The organism is Aquirufa echingensis (assembly GCF_042714525.1).
GTDB lineage: Bacteria > Bacteroidota > Bacteroidia > Cytophagales > Spirosomataceae > Aquirufa > Aquirufa echingensis.
Window position 1 is genome coordinate 54,780 of record NZ_JBBKYA010000007.1, and the last position, 17,721, is coordinate 72,500.

Consider the following 17,721-nt stretch of genomic DNA (forward strand, 5'->3'; position numbering starts at 1 on the left):
ATTATCGGTTTAAACGACCACTTAAGTCGCCTTTCATTACTAATTCAATTTCATCCAAATTCGCCCGATTGATATCGCCTTCAATGGTATGTTTCAACGCGGAGGCTGCTACGCCAAATGCCAAGGATTGCTCCTCATCCCCATAGATCAAATTCCCATAGATATAACCTGCCATGAAAGCGTCACCGCCACCAATGCGGTCTACGATTTGGCTGATTTCAACGGTTTCAGATTTCAACACTTTGTCACCATCAAATGACATGGCAGCAAGTGTATTCTGCGAAGCGGATATTTGGCCTCTTTTTGTATTGATGATTTTTTTCAAGCGAGGGAATTGCGCTTTGATTTGTTTGCAAACAGAATGCCAACCGCTTTTTGTGCTACCATCGGGAACGATTCCCAAAATGTCTTCTGCATCTCCTTTGCCACAAACGATAATATCACAGCCATCAATTAACTCGGGCATCACCTCTTGAACTGATTTTCCGTATTGCCAAAGATTTTTCCGGTAATTCACATCTGCCGATACCGTAATACCTAAGGCATTTGCCACCGAAATGGCTTCACGCAATGTCTGCGTCGCCGACTCCGAAATGGCCGGACTGATACCCGTCCAGTGGAACCAACACGCATCTTTGAAGATTTCTTGCCAGTTGAATTCCGATGGGCTCAAATTCGCAAATGCTGAATCCGCCCGGTCATAAGTCACTTTACTCGGACGCATCGCTGCACCAAATTCAACAAAGTACAAACCCAAACGCCCTTCACCAAATACGATATCACTCGTGTCAACGCCCACCTGGGAATAATATCCCGCGGCAGCTTTTCCTAATTCATTGTTTGGGAAACGTGTAACATGTTTTGCTGGAATACCCAAATGGGCCAAGCCTCCTGCAACATTCGCTTCACCACCACCATAAGTGATGTTAAATGACTGTGTTTGCACAATGCGGGAATAGCCTGGAGGACTTAAACGTCCCATGATTTCCCCAAACGTGACTACTTTTTTCATGCTTTATTCAAAATTAAAAAATGCCGATGCATTCTTGTACGAAATATCTTCTACCAGTTTACCTAACCAAGCGATGTCGGCTGGTAATTCCCCATTCTCCACATCTTGTCCGAGTAAATTACACAAGATTCTGCGGAAATATTCATGGCGCGGGAAAGATAAGAAACTGCGGGAATCCGTCAACATCCCCACGAAGTGACTCAACATGCCCATGTTCGAAAGCGCATTGATTTGTTTTTCCATACCATCTTTTTGATCCAAAAACCACCAGCCCGATCCAAATTGCATCTTGCCCACGATGGTCCCATCTTGGAAGTTGCCCGTCATGGTAGCGAGCAATTCATTATCACGTGGGTTCAAATTGTATAGAATCGTTTTGGCTAATTGATTCGTTGAATCCAAGTGATTTAAAAATGCAGAAAGTGGTTTCGCTTGCTCAAAATCGCCGATGGAATCAAATCCCGTGTCAGGTCCCAATGCACCTAATAAACGGGCATTGTTATTACGAATGGCACCCAAATGGAATTGTTGGGTCCAGCCGCGCGCATGATCTAAATGAGCAAAATATACGAGCATGGCAGATTTGAATTGCCATTTCTCTTTCTTACTGATTAATTTTCCTGTGATTAATCGCTCGAAAATTAATTCAATTTCTTCATTCGTAAATTCTTCCGCATATATATGCTCTAAGCCATGATCACTCAAACGGCAACCTGCCTCATGAAAGAAATCGTGACGTGATTTTATAGCAGCTTTGTAATCGGCTAAGTTACGAATCGATTGACTCGCAGCCTCTGCTAATGCATTCACATATTCAACGAAAATAAGCTCATCATCTACGCCCATTGCTTTGTCGGGACGGAATGTAGGCAATACCTTAATCGAAAATCCACTCGCTGCGATTTGCTTGTGATAGCTCAAATTATCGATCGGATCATCTGTTGTACAAAGAGCCTTCACGTTCATTTTTAGCAATAAATTCCGCACAGAAAATTCCTTCGTACGAAGTAATGCCGAACAATGGTCATAAATACGTTTCGCCGAATCTTTATTCAATAATTCCGATACACCGAAATAGCGTTGCAATTCCAAATGCGTCCAATGATACAAAGGATTTCGCATGGTGTATGGAACCGTTTCCGCCCACTTCATGAACTTTTCTTCATCGCTTGCATTACCCGTGATGTATTTTTCATCTACGCCATGGGCACGCATCGCACGCCATTTGTAGTGATCTCCATACAACCAGATTTGCGTAATATTATCAAATTGCTTGTCCTCCGCAATTTGCTGAGGAACCAAGTGGTTATGGTAATCGATGATGGGCATTTTCGCCGCAAAATCATGATAAAGCGTCTGCGCCGTAGGCGATTGCAATAAAAAATCTTCGTTTAAAAAAGCCTTCATAGGTTTGTTATATGTATTTCTGTACTGCAGCCTCAAATCCAGGTAATGCACTTAGGTCAGCGCCCCAAAGACTCGTATCTGCTAATACTTTTTTCAAATCAAAATCTTTCCACGCCTCATAAAAATAGGCCGCGTAATCACAGTTTATCGGATACATCTCTCCATTCGAATCGCCAAAATACTTGCCATTTTCTTCTTTCACCGCATGCATGAATTGCAAATAGGCCGCAAAGCCCATCGCAAATAATTCGGGTGCTTTTCCAAATTCCTGGTAGTATTGAACGAGCAATGGAATGTTGCGCATCCGCATTTTCGTTGTGTATTGTACCGTAATATCGATTAATTTGTGGTTGATAAATGGATTACGGAAGCGATCAAGCACCGACCGACCAAAACGGTCGGCCACCTTGAAATCCATTTTATATGGAATCGCAAGCGCTAATTCGCTGAGCATTAGGTTCATCACCAACTTGCTCAAATAACCATTTGCCATCACATCTTTTACGAGACGGAAACCCAATAAATAGGACATTCCGCACATCAACGTATGCGTTCCATTCAATAAGCGTAATTTTAGTTCACGGTAAATTTCGATGTCTTCTGCAATCACCACACCTGCATCCGCCTTTGCAAAACTCAAAATTTCACGAACCTTAGAACCACCTTGAATGGCCCATAAACGATACACTTCCGAGATTATTAAGTTCTTATCCTCATAACCTAAGTCGGCACAAATTGCTGCTGATGTTTGCGCATCTGGAGCTCCAGGTACGATGCGATCTACTAAGGAATTGCAGAAATGATTTGCTTCTTGTAACCAAGAAATAAACCCTGCTGGTAACTGATGATCTGCTGCTAATTTCAACACGATGTCCTTTAATACATCGCCATTATTGATGATTAATTCGGTAGGGATGATGACCATACCTGCATCATTCGCACCGTTAAAATGTTGCCAACGGACATGAAGAAATGATAAAAGCTTCGCAGGGAATGATTTAGGGCATGCCGCATCGATCGGGTCATTGGCATGGTATTGAATGCCTACCTCCGTTGTATTGGAAATAATGACTTGCATATCGCTACTCTTCGCGCATGCTAAAATTTCATTCCAAGCTGTAGCTGCAGTGATGGTCCTAGAAATAGATGCATTGATAACTGTTTCCTCAATGGCCTCACCATCTTCTATCCCTTTGATGCAGTGGGTAAATAATCCATCTTGCTCGGTAAACGCATCAGCTCCTGGTCGGTCTGTCGATTTAACCACCACGACGCGTCCTTTAAATTGGCCTGTACGATTCGCTTTATCGATGAAGAAATCACATAATCCGCGTAACAAAACACCCGTCCCGAATTGCAATACTTTTTCAGGGTAGTCGAAAACGGCTGGGTTAGGGGTTTGGACTGATATCTTTGAGCTAAATCCTGCAGCTAAATTTTGTTTATTTAATATGGCCATGCCTGATGCGATTGTTGTTCTTTCCACTTAAAAGGCTCATTAACCCCTTTTTTACCCAAAAAGCCCGAAGTTTTTCGGGCTTAGGTGAGAATATAATTTTTAAAACGATTACGCTTCTCCTATTGGGCCATTATAGCTCATCGGAAATTGGAATCCTGAATCATTCCCATCCTTATTGATGGGTCCAAAACTATCTTCATAGCGTTGAACATTCTCTTGCAGGGCTTGTAATAATCGATAAGCGTGATCCGGCGTCATAACAACACGTGACTTCACTTTTCCTTTAGGAATACCTGGCAAAATGCGGATAAAATCCATGACAAATTCAGATGGGGAGTGGGCAATCAAAGCCAAATTTACATAAGCGCCTTCCGCTAATTCTTCAGGTAATTCAATATTCAGTTGGTTCTCTTCTGTAGGGTTTTCCATGATCAATTGTTATAAGCTTTGAATTTACTAAAGTGCAAGGAGAGATTAAACCAATTGTCCATTTTGTTTTGCTTGTAAGGAAAAATAGGCTGTTCCTTCCCGCATTAATTCTGGATGGGTGCCTGTCTCGATACAGGTTCCAGCCTGCATGACATGAATCCGGTCGGCATCCTGAAAATTTTGCATCCGATGGCTAATCAATACCACCGTGGGTACAAAATCCCGAACCGCACGCAATACCTCATGCTCTGCCGCAACATCCAATGCCGCAGTGGATTCATCCAGAAGTATCATTTCGGGTTGGCGATACAAAGCCCGCGCAATCCCTATTCGTTGTTTTTGGCCTCCAGATAAGGCGATTCCATGGTCCCCAATAAGCGTTTCTAGTCCATGGTCCAAATGATTAATCATGTCTGCTAAGCCCAAGGAATCTATGATTGCTTTCATACGATCATGATTAGGATTTACATCGCCTAAGGCTATATTAGACGCGATGCTACCATTAAACAATTCAATTTCTTGCGGAACACAGGCGATTTTTTGTCGGAGCACCTCCGTCGACAAACGTTCCATCGATTCCCCATTCCAGGTTATTCTTCCGGAAGATGTGGCATACAATTTTTGGATTAAATGAAAAAGCGTACTCTTCCCAGAACCACTTTCCCCTACAATACCCGTAAATTCTCCCTGATTCAGTTCCAAATTGACATTCTTGAGTATCATTTTTCGAAACCCATATTGAAAACTTACTTGTTGGAAGGCTAAGGTTGAACGCAATTGTTTCGGTTGCCTACTTCCCATATCTTCTACGTTTGTATCTAGAATATCATATAGGCGTTCGCTCGCAATTTTAGCGGCTTGAAATGCCTTATTCACTTGTATGAGCTGAGCCATGGGTCCAGAGAAATAGTTGTACAAAGCAAATAGCGCGAATAATTCTCCCATACTTAAGCGTTCTTGCATCACCAATGCCCCTCCCTGCCAGAGTAATGCCAACAAAAAAATCGCCCGCATGAATTGTACCGCCCAATCCGCTTTAAAATTCATCCGTTTCGATTGATAGGCCGTACCCAGAAATTCGTTCAATAATGCCTGAGTTTGCGACTGGAGGGAATCATGTATTCCATACATTTTAACGGTTTTGGCCCGACTAATAGACTCAACTAAATGGTTTTCTAGTTGGGCTGTCTTCTCCATGATTTGTCTTTCTTGTCTACGATTCCAGCGATTGCTCCAAGCATAAATCAACGCGTGAAGCGGAATAAGTGGCAGCATCAATAAAGCTAATCGTTGGTCCCACCAAAATAGGAGGGCGTACGCACTCAGAACGATGCTCGCATTTAATAGTACCTCGATTAATACTTCATTAATAAACTGGCGAATCTTAACGGCATCGCTTACGCGCGACATGATTTCCCCCACGCGAAATGTATCAAAAAATCGCTGAGGAAGCCTGAAAATATGGCTGAAATAACCCTGCATAATTCCTTGATCTAATGCTTGTCCGATATCCAGCATGCTCCGCGTTTTATAAGCTTGCAAAGCGAATTGTAAAAGTAAAATGCCAAGCATGGCGAGGGCATAGATCTGTAATTCCGCATACTGCTTCAAGGGGATAATCACATCCGAAATCTGTTGGATGAATAAGCTCATCGATAATCCCAACACCGTGTACAATAAAGCCATGACCCAAGTCGTCAAAAAACGCGTTTTATAAGGTCGAATTAGATCCCAAATTCGTCCCCTCAAACCAACTTGTTCCTGGTAGGCTTTAAAATGGTCACCCGGTTTTATCAAGATTATAATCCCTGTCCAAAACTTACAGAATTCCTCCCAGGACATTTTCCGGCTTTGCCCGTCCGTTGGGTCCATGACAAATACATGATTTTCATTAAACCGGTCCATGACCATGAAGTGGGTCAGTCTATTTTCAAGTACGCCATGTACTATGGCAGGCAGTGGGATGTGCGTTAAATTTTCACGTGTGCCGCGCAAAGCTTTCGCTTCAAAACCCATGCAAGAAGCGGCGTGTAACATGCCCATGAGGTTCGTGCCCTGCAAATCCGTTTGGGCCCATTGCCGAATTTTTGCCAGAGACACATGCAATCCATAATGTTGTCCGATGGAGGCAAGGCATGCGATCCCGCAATCCTTGACATCTTGTTGTTTGATCTTAACCATGCTTGAAATTGGTCAGGAAAAGAACGAAACCTTATTCGATAAAAGCATTTATCAAGTTGCTGATAAAAAAAGAACCCCGAACGTTGCCGTCCGGGGTTCTCTAATTGTAAGCTACAAGCAGGAATTAGTTGCTCGCTGCTGTTTCTTTCACTTCTTCAACTTCCGTTGCAGTCGCTTTTTCCAAATGTTTCAACTCATCAGCTGAGTTTACTAAAATGTTTTGGTAGCGACGAACACCTGTACCTGCTGGAATCAAGTGACCTACGATAACGTTCTCTTTCAAGCCGTCTAAGGTATCTTGTTTCGCGCGGATCGATGCTTCAGAAAGAACTTTCGTTGTTTCCTGGAACGATGCAGCCGAGATGAATGAATCTGTACCTAATGAAGCTTGTGTGATACCTTGTAAGTTAGAAGAAGATACCGCTGCTTGCGCATCACGTACTTTCATCAACTTCAAGTCACGGCGTTTCAATGATGAGTTTTCATCACGTAATGTACGCGCCGAGATAATCATACCTGCTTTGTATTTATCAGAATCACCTGCTTCTGTGATCACCTTCTTATCCAAGATCAAGTCATTTTCTTGACGGAAGACAAAACGATCTACATTTTGGCCTTGCAAGAATTGTGTATCACCTGGTTCTAAGATTTCCACCTTCTGCATCATTTGACGAACGATACATTCGATGTGCTTATCATTGATTTTTACACCTTGTAAACGGTATACATCTTGAATCTCATTTACTAAGTACTCTTGAACCGCTGTAGGTCCTTTGATTTTCAAGATATCTGATGGCGTAATTGCTCCATCTGATAATGGCATACCTGCACGTACGAAGTCATTGTTTTGTACCAAAATGAAACGAGTCAATGGCACTAAGTAACGACGCTCAGATCCTTCTTTCGGAGTAACGATAATCTCACGGTTACCACGTTTGATCACACCGTATGAAATAACACCGTCGATTTCAGAAACAACTGCTGGATTCGATGGGTTACGTGCTTCGAATAATTCTGTTACACGTGGAAGACCTCCCGTAATGTCACGCGTTTTACCTGCCGCACGTGGAATCTTCGCGATGATTTGACCCGCTTTGATTTTATCTCCTTCGTCGATCGCTAAACGCGCACCTACTGGTACGTTGTAAACTAAGTTTTCTTTGCCTTTCGCAACAACTAATACGGATGGGTTTTTCGTCTTATCTTTCGATTCGATAATTACCTTCTCACGCATACCTGTTTGCTCATCCGCTTCCTCTTTGTATGTATTGTTTTCTTCGATCGCCTCGAATTCAACTTTACCTTCTGCTTCTGACAAGATTACCGCATTGTATGGATCCCAAACGCAAATTTCTTCGCCTTTCTTGATGGTTTGACCATCTTTCACACGCAAGAATGAACCGTAAGGTACGTTACTTGAAATCAATACTTGCTTGTTCGCTGGGTTCACAATTTGAACCTCACCTGAACGACCCATTACGATTTCTGTTGGGTTACCTTCTGAATCTGTCGAACTTACCGAACGAACTTCTTCAAAATTAATCACACCATCAAATTTCGCTTTCACACTCGCATCCAAGGAAACGTTTTGTGCTGTACCACCCACGTGGAATGTACGTAATGTCAACTGCGTTCCTGGCTCACCGATTGACTGAGATGCAATCACACCTACTGCCTCACCGATGTTCACCATGCGAGCTGTAGACAAGTTACGTCCGTAACACTTCGCACAAACACCACTACGTGTTTCGCAAGTTAATACGGAACGAATTTCTACTGAATCGATGGCTGTTTCATCAATTTTTTGTGCAGCAATTTCAGTGATTTCGTCACCTGAAGCAACAATCATTTCACCTGAAACTGGATCTATCACATCATGTACAGAAACACGACCTAAGATACGTTCTGATAATGGTTCGATGATTTCCTCATTGTCTTTCAATGGGAACACCTCGATACCACGTAACGTACCGCAATCTTCTTCATTCACGATAACGTCTTGAGCTACGTCATGTAAACGACGAGTCAGGTAACCCGCATCGGCTGTTTTCAAGGCAGTATCTGCCAAACCTTTACGCGCACCGTGTGTAGAGATAAAGTACTCTAATACGTCAAGACCTTCTTTAAAGTTAGAAAGGATTGGGTTTTCGATGATTTCACCTACCGAACCTTGTAAGTTCTTTTGAGGTTTCGCCATCAAACCACGCATACCACCTAGTTGACGAATCTGCTCACGAGAACCACGGGCTCCAGAGTGCATCATCATGTAGATCGCGTTAAATCCTTGGTTGTCTTCTTCCATCTGCTTCATCAAAGTCTCGGTAATTTTCGAGTTAACTTTTGTCCAGATGTCAATAACTGCGTTATAACGCTCGTTATCTGTGATTAAACCCATTAAGTAGTTGTCCCAAACTGCTTGAACATCTTCCTGTGCTTTCTTCACTAAAGAAGCTTTTTCAGCAGGAATTTGAACGTCGCCAATACCCATCGATAAACCACCGTGGAAGGCTTGTTGGAAACCTAATTCTTTGATATCATCCAAGAATTGCGCTGTACGAGCCATACCACAGATCTTATGAACATGTGAGATGATTTGTTGCAACTTCTTCTTCGTCAATAACTCATTGATGTAACCTACTGCCTCAGGAACACATAAGTTGAACAATACACGTCCCGCAACAGTTTCCACCATTTCTTGAACCAATGTACCATCTTCCTTACGAACGGTAGCTTTCACCACGATGTTCGCGTGCTTAGACAATTTCTTCTCGTTCAAGGCGATAACAACCTCCTCAAATCCGTAGAAACGAGATCCTTCACCAGCTACTTTATGATCTGGCGTCGACTTACGTCCTTTTGTTACATAATATAAACCTAACACCATGTCCTGAGATGGTACCGTAATAGGCGCACCATTCGCTGGGTTCAAGATGTTGTGCGATGCAAGCATCAATAAAGAGGCTTCCAAAATAGCTTCATGTCCTAGTGGAACGTGAACCGCCATCTGGTCACCATCAAAATCGGCGTTAAATGCCGTACATGTCAATGGGTGTAATTGGATCGCTTTTCCTTCGATTAATTTCGGTTGGAAAGCTTGAATACCCAAACGGTGAAGGGTAGGAGCACGGTTTAAAAGAACTGGGTGTCCTTTCATCACATTTTCCAAAATATCCCAAACCACTGGATCTTTACGATCAACAATTTTCTTCGCAGATTTTACCGTTTTCACGATACCGCGTTCGATCAACTTACGGATCACAAACGGCTTGAATAATTCAGCCGCCATGTCTTTTGGAAGACCACATTCGTGCATTTTCAATTCTGGACCTACGACGATAACCGAACGACCTGAATAATCGACACGCTTACCTAATAAGTTTTGACGGAAACGACCTTGCTTACCTTTCAACATATCAGAAAGTGACTTCAAGGCACGGTTACCTTCAGAACGAACCGCATTTACTTTACGTGAGTTGTCAAATAAGCTATCTACAGCCTCTTGCAACATACGTTTTTCGTTACGTAAGATTACCTCTGGCGCTTTGATCTCGATCAAACGCTTCAAGCGGTTGTTACGGATAATCACACGACGGTATAAATCGTTCAAATCAGATGTTGCAAAACGACCTCCATCCAATGGCACCAATGGACGCAATTCAGGAGGAATTACAGGAACCATTTTGATGATCATCCACTCTGGACGGTTGTCGATACGACCTACTGACTCGCGGAATGCTTCTACCACTTTCAAACGCTTCAAAGCCTCAGCTTTACGTTGTTGAGAAGATTCTGTGTCAGCCGCGTGACGTAAATCAGCTGATAAGCTGTCTAAGTCGATGCGCGTCAACAACATATTTAACGCGTCAGCACCCATTTTCGCGATGAATTTCTGTGGATCTTCATCAGGAAGGTGTTGGTTTTCGCGTGGTAATTTATCTAAGATATCTAAGTACTCGTCTTCTGTTAAGAAATCAAGGTATTGGCTACCGATCTTTCCTTCTTCCGCGTACATACCTGCTTGAACAACAACATAGCGTTCGTAGTAGATAACTTGGTCTAATTTTTTGGTAGACAATCCAAGCATGTAACCGATTTTGTTCGGTAAGCTACGGAAGTACCAGATGTGTGCTACAGGAACCACTAATTCGATGTGGCCCATACGCTCACGACGTACTTTTTTCTCAGTCACCTCCACACCGCAACGGTCGCAGATGATGCCTTTGTAACGAATACGCTTATATTTTCCGCAATGACACTCCCAGTCCTTTGTTGGACCAAAAATACGCTCGCAGAACAAACCACCCATTTCGGGTTTGTAGGTACGGTAGTTAATTGTCTCCGGTTGAGTTACCTCACCGTTTGAACTTTCAAGAATCGACTCCGGTGATGCCAATGAGATGGTCACTTTTTGGAAATCGCTGTTCAGTTTTCTCGTCTTTTTAAATGACATTTTCGATGTATTTAATTGGAAAATGATTTCTTTTTAAGGGCCGGGGTTAGCGGCCCGATAAATGATTACTCAAGTGTGATTTCAAGAGCTAAACCTCTCAATTCGTGAATCAATACGTTGAATGATTCTGGAATGTTTGGCTTAGGCATATTCTCGCCTTTCACAATTGCCTCGTACGCTTTGGCACGGCCGATCACGTCATCCGACTTCACAGTTAAAATCTCTTGCAAGATATTCGCTGCTCCGAAGGCCTCCAATGCCCAAACCTCCATCTCACCGAAACGCTGACCACCGAATTGAGCTTTACCACCCAATGGTTGTTGTGTAATCAATGAGTATGGTCCAATAGAACGTGCGTGCATTTTATCATCTACCAAGTGACCAAGTTTCAACATGTAAATGATACCTACAGTTACCGGTTGATCAAATTTATCACCCGTTAAACCATTGTATAGGTAAGTACGACCCCAATCTGGTAGACCAGCTGCCGTTAATTCTGCCGCAACTTCTGCCTCAGTTCCACCGTCGAAAATTGGTGTCGCATAACGCTTACCTAATTTTTGACCAGCCCAACCTAATACAGTCTCGTAAATTTGACCTAAGTTCATACGAGATGGTACCCCTAGTGGATTCAATACGATATCTACCGGTGTTCCATCTTCTAAGAATGGCATATCTTCTTCACGTACGATACGAGCTACAACACCCTTATTACCGTGACGACCCGCCATCTTATCACCTACTTTCAACTTACGTTTCTTCGCGATGTAGACTTTCGCCAACTTCACGATACCTGCAGGTAATTCATCACCTACTTCAAGAACAAAACGCTCACGCTTGAATCGACCAGCGATTTCGTTACGCTTCACGTTGAAGTTCTTAATTAAAGCCATGAACAATTTGTTCAACGTTGCATCCGATGTAGCTTCTTCTACGATCAAGTCAGAAAGCAAGTTTGCTTCTTCTTGAACAGCATAAGTAGACTCATCACGATACAAGTTTTTATCTGGGAATAATAATTCTTCGATGTTCTTCGCTGAGAATTTAACACCCTTCTCCACGATCACCGTGCCGAATTTGTGCTTAATTCCCGCGCAAGTTTTACCCGCTAATAAAGCAACAGTCTTCTCGATCATTTGGCGACGAATCTCCAAAAGGTCTTTGCTGTATTCCTTCATTAACTTCTTCAATTCAGCCTTCGACTTCTCACGCTCTTCTTTATCCTTCTTAGGACGAGAGAACAATTTCGTGTCGATAACCACACCTTTTAATGATGGTGGCGCTTTCTTCGAAGCATCTTTCACGTCACCTGCTTTGTCACCAAAGATGGCACGTAATAATTTTTCTTCTGGAGTCGGATCTGATTCTCCTTTTGGAGTAATCTTACCAATCAAGATATCGCCTTCTTTCACTTCAGCACCTACGCGAACAACACCGTTCTCGTCTAGGTTACGAACAGTTTCTTCCGATACATTTGGAATTTCAGATGTCAATTCCTCTTCTCCACGTTTTGTATCACGAACTTCTAATTCGAATTCTTCGATGTGGATCGAAGTAAAGATATCGTCACGAACAACTTTTTCTGAGATTACGATCGCATCCTCAAAGTTGTAACCTTGCCATGGCATGAACGCCACTTTCATGTTACGACCTAATGCTAATTCACCTGCCTCTGTTGCATAACCTTGGCAAAGCGCTTGACCTTTCTTCACTTTCTCCCCTTTGAACACGATCGGCTTTAAGTTGATCGTTGTATCTTGGTTCGTTCTGCGGAATTTGATCAATTCGTATGTTTTCAATGATCCGTCAAAGCTGATCAACGCTTCAGATTCCGTTTGATCGTAGTTAACAACAATTTTCAATGCGTCAACATATTCAATCACACCATCACCTTCGGCTACAACTAAGGTACGTGAGTCAATCGCCACACGGTGCTCTAGACCTGTACCAACAATCGGTGCTTCTGGGCGCAACAATGGTACCGCTTGGCGCTGCATGTTGGATCCCATCAAAGCACGGTTGGCATCATCATGCTCCAAAAAAGGAATCAATGAAGCGGCAACCGAAACGATTTGGTTAGGAGCAACGTCCATGTATTGTGCATCTGCTGGATTTACCAATGGGAAATCACCTTCAAAACGAGCCTTTACACGGTCAGATAAGAATTTACCTGATTTCATGTCGATTGGCGCATTCGCTTGAACGATGTTTTTACCATCTTCCTCTTCAGCAGTCAAATATTCTACGCGGCTTGTTGTATCTACTTTACCACCATCGATTAAACGATAAGGTGTTTCGATAAAGCCCATTGAGTTTACTTTCGCGTGAACACAAAGAGATGAAATCAAACCAATGTTTGGTCCCTCTGGAGTTTCAATCGTACAAAGACGACCGTAGTGCGTATAGTGAACGTCACGAACCTCGAAACCAGCTCTTTCACGAGAAAGACCACCTGGCCCTAGTGCCGACATACGACGCTTGTGCGTAATCTCAGCCAATGGATTCGTTTGATCCATGAATTGAGATAGTTGGTTCGTTCCAAAGAATGAGTTGATTACCGACGATAATGTACGAGCATTGATCAAGTCAACAGGTTTGAAATCTTCGTTATCACGAACATTCATACGTTCTTTGATCGTACGTGCCATACGTGCAAGACCTACACCGAATTGCGCATATAATTGCTCACCTACGGTACGAACACGACGGTTAGATAAGTGGTCAATATCATCGACTACTGCACGTGAGTTGATCAAACCGATCAAGTATTTCACGATAGAGATGATATCTTCTTTGGTCAAGACTTTAACATCCATTGGGATATCATGACCTAATTTTTTATTGATACGGTAACGACCTACTTCACCCAAATCGTAACGCTTGTCTGAGAAGAACAAGTTTTGGATGATGTCACGTGCCGTTTGCTCATCTGGAGCATCTGTATTACGTAATTGCTTGTAGATTACTTCAACAGCCTCTTTCTCAGAGTTTGATGTATCTTTTTGCAACGTATTGTAAATGATATTGTAGTCAGAAACGTTCACATCATCTTTGTGCAAGATAACCGTTGCAGAACCTGATTCTAAAATCGTTTCTACTTCGTTCTCTGTGATAACGGTATCACGTTCGATCAAGATTTCGTTACGGTCGATAGAAACTACCTCACCTGTATCTTCATCTACGAAGTCTTCTTGCCATGTTTTCAAAACACGTGCCGCCAAACGACGACCTACGATGCCTTTCACAGCTTTTTTATCAACCTTGATTTCTTCAGCTAAGCCAAATAAATCCAAGATATCCTTGTCATTTCCGTAACCAATCGCACGAAGCAATACTGTTACTGGGAATTTTTTCTTACGGTCGATGTACGCATACATCACATTGTTTACGTCGGTAGCAAACTCAATCCAAGAACCCTTGAATGGAATGATACGTGCTGAATACAATTTCGTTCCGTTTGTGTGCTTCGATTGCGCGAAGAATACACCTGGTGAACGGTGCAACTGAGAAACGATTACACGCTCCGCACCGTTGATCACGAAGGATCCACGCTCGGTCATGTAAGGGATGTTTCCTAAGAAAACCTCTTGTTCGATGGTTTGGAAATCCTCGTTGTCTGTATCATTACAGATCAAACGCAATTTCGCTTTTAAAGGTACTGAATACGTCAAACCGCGGTCGATACACTCATCTACCGAATATTTCGGTGGATCTACTGAGTAGTCGACAAACGACAAAACGAAATTTTCACGCGAATCCGCGATAGGAAAATTTTCAGCGAACACTTTAAATAAACCTTCGTCTGTACGGTTTTCTGCAGCTGTCTCAAGCTGGAAAAAATCCTGGAAGGATTGGACTTGGATATCCAGAAAATCTGGATAATTGATCACAGACTGCGTTTTCGCAAAGCTGTGTCTTCCTGTGGCAGTGATGTTACTCAAGGCTTTATACGTTTTAAATTAAAATGAAAAATGGCCCGTGGGCGCAATTTCTCGCCGTTTCCGACGAAAATTAAAAGCTGAATGCCTCGTAGAGATCAGATTGGATTTCCCTTTGCGCCTCCCCTACGATAAGAGAATTGTGTTTCAGAAAAACAATCTGCGGATTCGCCCGGAGGCGTTAATCCTAAAATAGCCTGCAAAATTAAGAAAAGTTTTTTACCGAACAAATAGGGGAGGGGATTTATTTTCGGTCGCTAGTCGACAGTGGTCAGTCCGAAGGGAAATAGTCCGGAGTCCAATTAGGTACTTGGGTTAATTCAATCTAGAGTCCGAAGGAAAATTGGTCTGAGTTTAGTGTTCTCTATTGAGATTCCATCTCTTCACTCTTAATTCTTAACTCTTCGTAAGTCCGAAGTTGTCAGTCGCTAGTCGTCAGTCCGAAGGAAATTGGTCTGAGTAAGTCGTTCTCTATTGTTGTGTCTTTGGGATCTCATCTCTTAACTCTTCACTCTTAATTCTTAACTCTTCCCTCATGATTTGTTTATCAATTTACTGATACAATGATTTTAAATAAGAATCGTTTAGCAATTAAATTTACTTTGGACTAATTCCCTTCGGACTTTGGACTAATTCCCTTCGGACTTCGGACTAATTCCCTTCGGACTCCGGACTGACAACTGACCACTGGCTACTTACAACTGACGCCCCATGCTCCCCCGACTAAAATTCTACCTCCGCTTTACCTTAGGAATGACCCGACAAGAAATTCGGGGAATCTATTTTATGTTGGGGGTGATTGTACTCGGGATGGGGGTGCATGCGATTTATCAGTATGTTGCATTGCAGGCGGATGCTGATATCATTGAGCCGAAGCGCTTTGAGGAAATTTACATGGCTCAACAGGCCGCTCATCGAAAGCCAAATTTTTTCCATAAAAACTATCCTTTATATAAGCGAACATTTACCTATCCGACTTATGTCAAAAAATCCCAAAATTGGACGATCGATATAAATGAAGCAGATTCTACCGCTTGGGTGGCTTTGCCGGGTATTGGGCCCGGTTTCGCCAAACGGATTTTGACTTTTCGTGAGCGCTTGGGTGGTTTTGCCGCCGCAGAACAATTGACAGAGGTGTATGGAATTGATACGATTTGGATCAGGCAAAATCTACGCAAGTTTCAGGTAGGGAAGGGTGTGTATCGTACATTGTATGTGAATCGGGCGATTTGGAATGAATTCCGTCATCCTTATTTACCGTATGCGCAGGCCAAAGTCGTTTTGAATTTTCGCAAACAACATGGAATTATCCCTGATTTTACTTCGCTTATGCAAATCAAATTAATTGAACCGGCGGTTTGGGGGCGACTAAGGCCTTACTTAAATTTTGAGCCTTGAATTTTATCTTAAAAGCCGTAATTTGCGGGACAATTACACATCAACAAATACACAAATATCATGTCAACAGGTTTCTTTCAAGTACCTACTCCTATTAATGAGCCTATCTTAGCTTATGCGACCGGATCGAAAGAGCGGGAGCAATTGCAAAATAAGTTAGCCGAGCTTCGTGCCAAACAAATTGATATTCCCATGTATATCGGCGGAAAATCAGTTCAAGGGGCGCAAAAAGTTGCGATGACTTGTCCGCATGATCACCAACATGTATTGGGATATTACTATGAAGGAGGGAAAAAGGAAGTTGGCCAAGCGATTGATGCTGCTTTAGGAGCACATGCAGCCTGGTCGGCAACGCCATGGGAGCGCCGCGCAGCCATCTTTTTGAAGGCGGCAGAATTGTCGGCAACCCAATACCGCATGGATTTAAATGCTCGAACAATGTTGGGGCAATCTAAAAACGCCTTCCAAGCGGAAATTGATGCTGCTTGTGAATGGGTAGATTTTTTACGTTTCAATGTGCATTATGCATCTCAGATTTATGCTGATCAGCCTATTTCATCACCGGGCGTTTGGAATCGGGTGGAATACCGCGCATTGGAAGGTTTTGTGTATGCATTGACACCATTTAACTTTACCGCGATTGCAGGAAATTTGCCGGCAGCACCTGCTTTGATGGGGAATACGGTAGTTTGGAAGCCGTCGCCTAGTCAGGTTTATTCAGCTGGGTTGTTGATGGATATATTGACAGAAGCAGGATTACCGGATGGCGTGATCAATTTAGTATTTGCGGATGGTCCTGAGGCGGGAGATGTGGTTTTTAATCACCGCGATTTTGCAGGCGTTCATTTCACGGGTTCAACGGCGGTGTTCCAAACGATTTGGAAGAATATAGGTAACAATATTTCGAATTATAAATCCTATCCTCGGATTGTGGGTGAGACAGGTGGAAAGGACTTTGTGGTTGCTCATCCTTCAGCAGAGCCAAAGGCTTTGTCGGTAGCCATCATTCGTGGGGCTTTTGAATACCAAGGTCAAAAATGTTCGGCGGCATCGCGTGCCTATGTGCCTGCATCTTTATGGCCCAAGGTTGAAGCCTATTTAAAAGAAGATCTAGCGGCGATTCGTATGGGTGGAACGGAAGATTTTGGAAATTTTGTAAATGCGGTGATTGATGCGAAGGCCTTTGCGAAGATTTCTGGATTTATTTCGGATGCTCAACAGGACGCTGATGTGACTGTGGTTGCGGGTGGAAATTGTGATGATTCGAAGGGTTATTTTGTGGAGCCTACAGTCCTTTTGACAAAGAACCCTAAATCTAGAACGATGGTGGAGGAGATTTTTGGGCCAGTATTGACGATTTATGTTTACCCAGATGCGGAATGGAAGCAAACCTTGGCTTTGGTTGATGAGACATCTGCTTATGCATTAACCGGTGCTATTTTTGCGC

General features: G+C 42.9%; 9 protein-coding genes (1 of these 9 cut by a window edge). 2 read left to right on the forward strand and 7 right to left on the reverse strand.

Annotated features, from left to right (window positions below):
* Nucleotide 1: 1 nt before the first annotated feature.
* The 7 genes from SKC38_RS12345 to rpoB form a co-directional block, all read right to left on the reverse strand.
* A complete protein-coding gene (locus SKC38_RS12345; protein ID WP_377977454.1) occupies nt 2-1,012 on the reverse strand; it encodes a PfkB family carbohydrate kinase in 1,011 nt (336 codons plus the stop codon).
* Nucleotides 1,013-1,015: 3 nt separating this feature from the next.
* Nucleotides 1,016-2,419 carry a glucuronate isomerase gene (gene uxaC, locus SKC38_RS12350; RefSeq protein WP_377977455.1) on the reverse strand — a complete coding sequence of 468 codons (1,404 nt, stop codon included), beginning with the start codon at nt 2,417-2,419 and terminating at the stop codon, nt 1,016-1,018.
* A gap of 7 nt (nt 2,420-2,426) precedes the next feature.
* Nucleotides 2,427-3,878, reverse strand: a complete 1,452-nt coding sequence (locus SKC38_RS12355) for a tagaturonate reductase (protein WP_377977456.1) — start codon at nt 3,876-3,878, stop codon at nt 2,427-2,429.
* 108 nt (nt 3,879-3,986) lie between these two features.
* The gene (locus tag SKC38_RS12360) at nt 3,987-4,307 is read right to left on the reverse strand and encodes a DUF3467 domain-containing protein (RefSeq protein ID WP_377977457.1); all 321 of its coding nucleotides are present in this window, start codon (nt 4,305-4,307) and stop codon (nt 3,987-3,989) included.
* Between the two features lie 45 nt (nt 4,308-4,352).
* Nucleotides 4,353-6,488, reverse strand: a complete 2,136-nt coding sequence (locus tag SKC38_RS12365) for a peptidase domain-containing ABC transporter (RefSeq protein ID WP_377977458.1) — start codon at nt 6,486-6,488, stop codon at nt 4,353-4,355.
* 124 nt (nt 6,489-6,612) lie between these two features.
* Nucleotides 6,613-10,938 carry a DNA-directed RNA polymerase subunit beta' gene (gene rpoC / locus SKC38_RS12370; protein ID WP_377977459.1) on the reverse strand — a complete coding sequence of 1,442 codons (4,326 nt, stop codon included), beginning with the start codon at nt 10,936-10,938 and terminating at the stop codon, nt 6,613-6,615.
* 65 nt (nt 10,939-11,003) lie between these two features.
* Nucleotides 11,004-14,879: a DNA-directed RNA polymerase subunit beta gene (gene rpoB, locus SKC38_RS12375; RefSeq protein ID WP_377977460.1), complete on the reverse strand. Its 3,876-nt coding sequence runs from the start codon at nt 14,877-14,879 to the stop codon at nt 11,004-11,006.
* A 750-nt stretch (nt 14,880-15,629) separates the two neighbouring features.
* Between rpoB and SKC38_RS12380 the strand changes: the two genes are divergently transcribed.
* Together SKC38_RS12380 and pruA are read left to right on the forward strand one after the other, a co-directional pair.
* Nucleotides 15,630-16,274 carry a helix-hairpin-helix domain-containing protein gene (locus SKC38_RS12380; RefSeq protein WP_377977461.1) on the forward strand — a complete coding sequence of 215 codons (645 nt, stop codon included), beginning with the start codon at nt 15,630-15,632 and terminating at the stop codon, nt 16,272-16,274.
* Nucleotides 16,275-16,334: 60 nt separating this feature from the next.
* Nucleotides 16,335-17,721, forward strand: the 5' portion of a protein-coding gene (gene pruA / locus SKC38_RS12385; RefSeq protein WP_377977462.1) for an L-glutamate gamma-semialdehyde dehydrogenase. The gene runs 239 nt beyond the window's last position; 1,387 of the gene's 1,626 nt are visible here — the first part of the coding sequence; the start codon lies at nt 16,335-16,337; its stop codon lies off the right edge, out of view.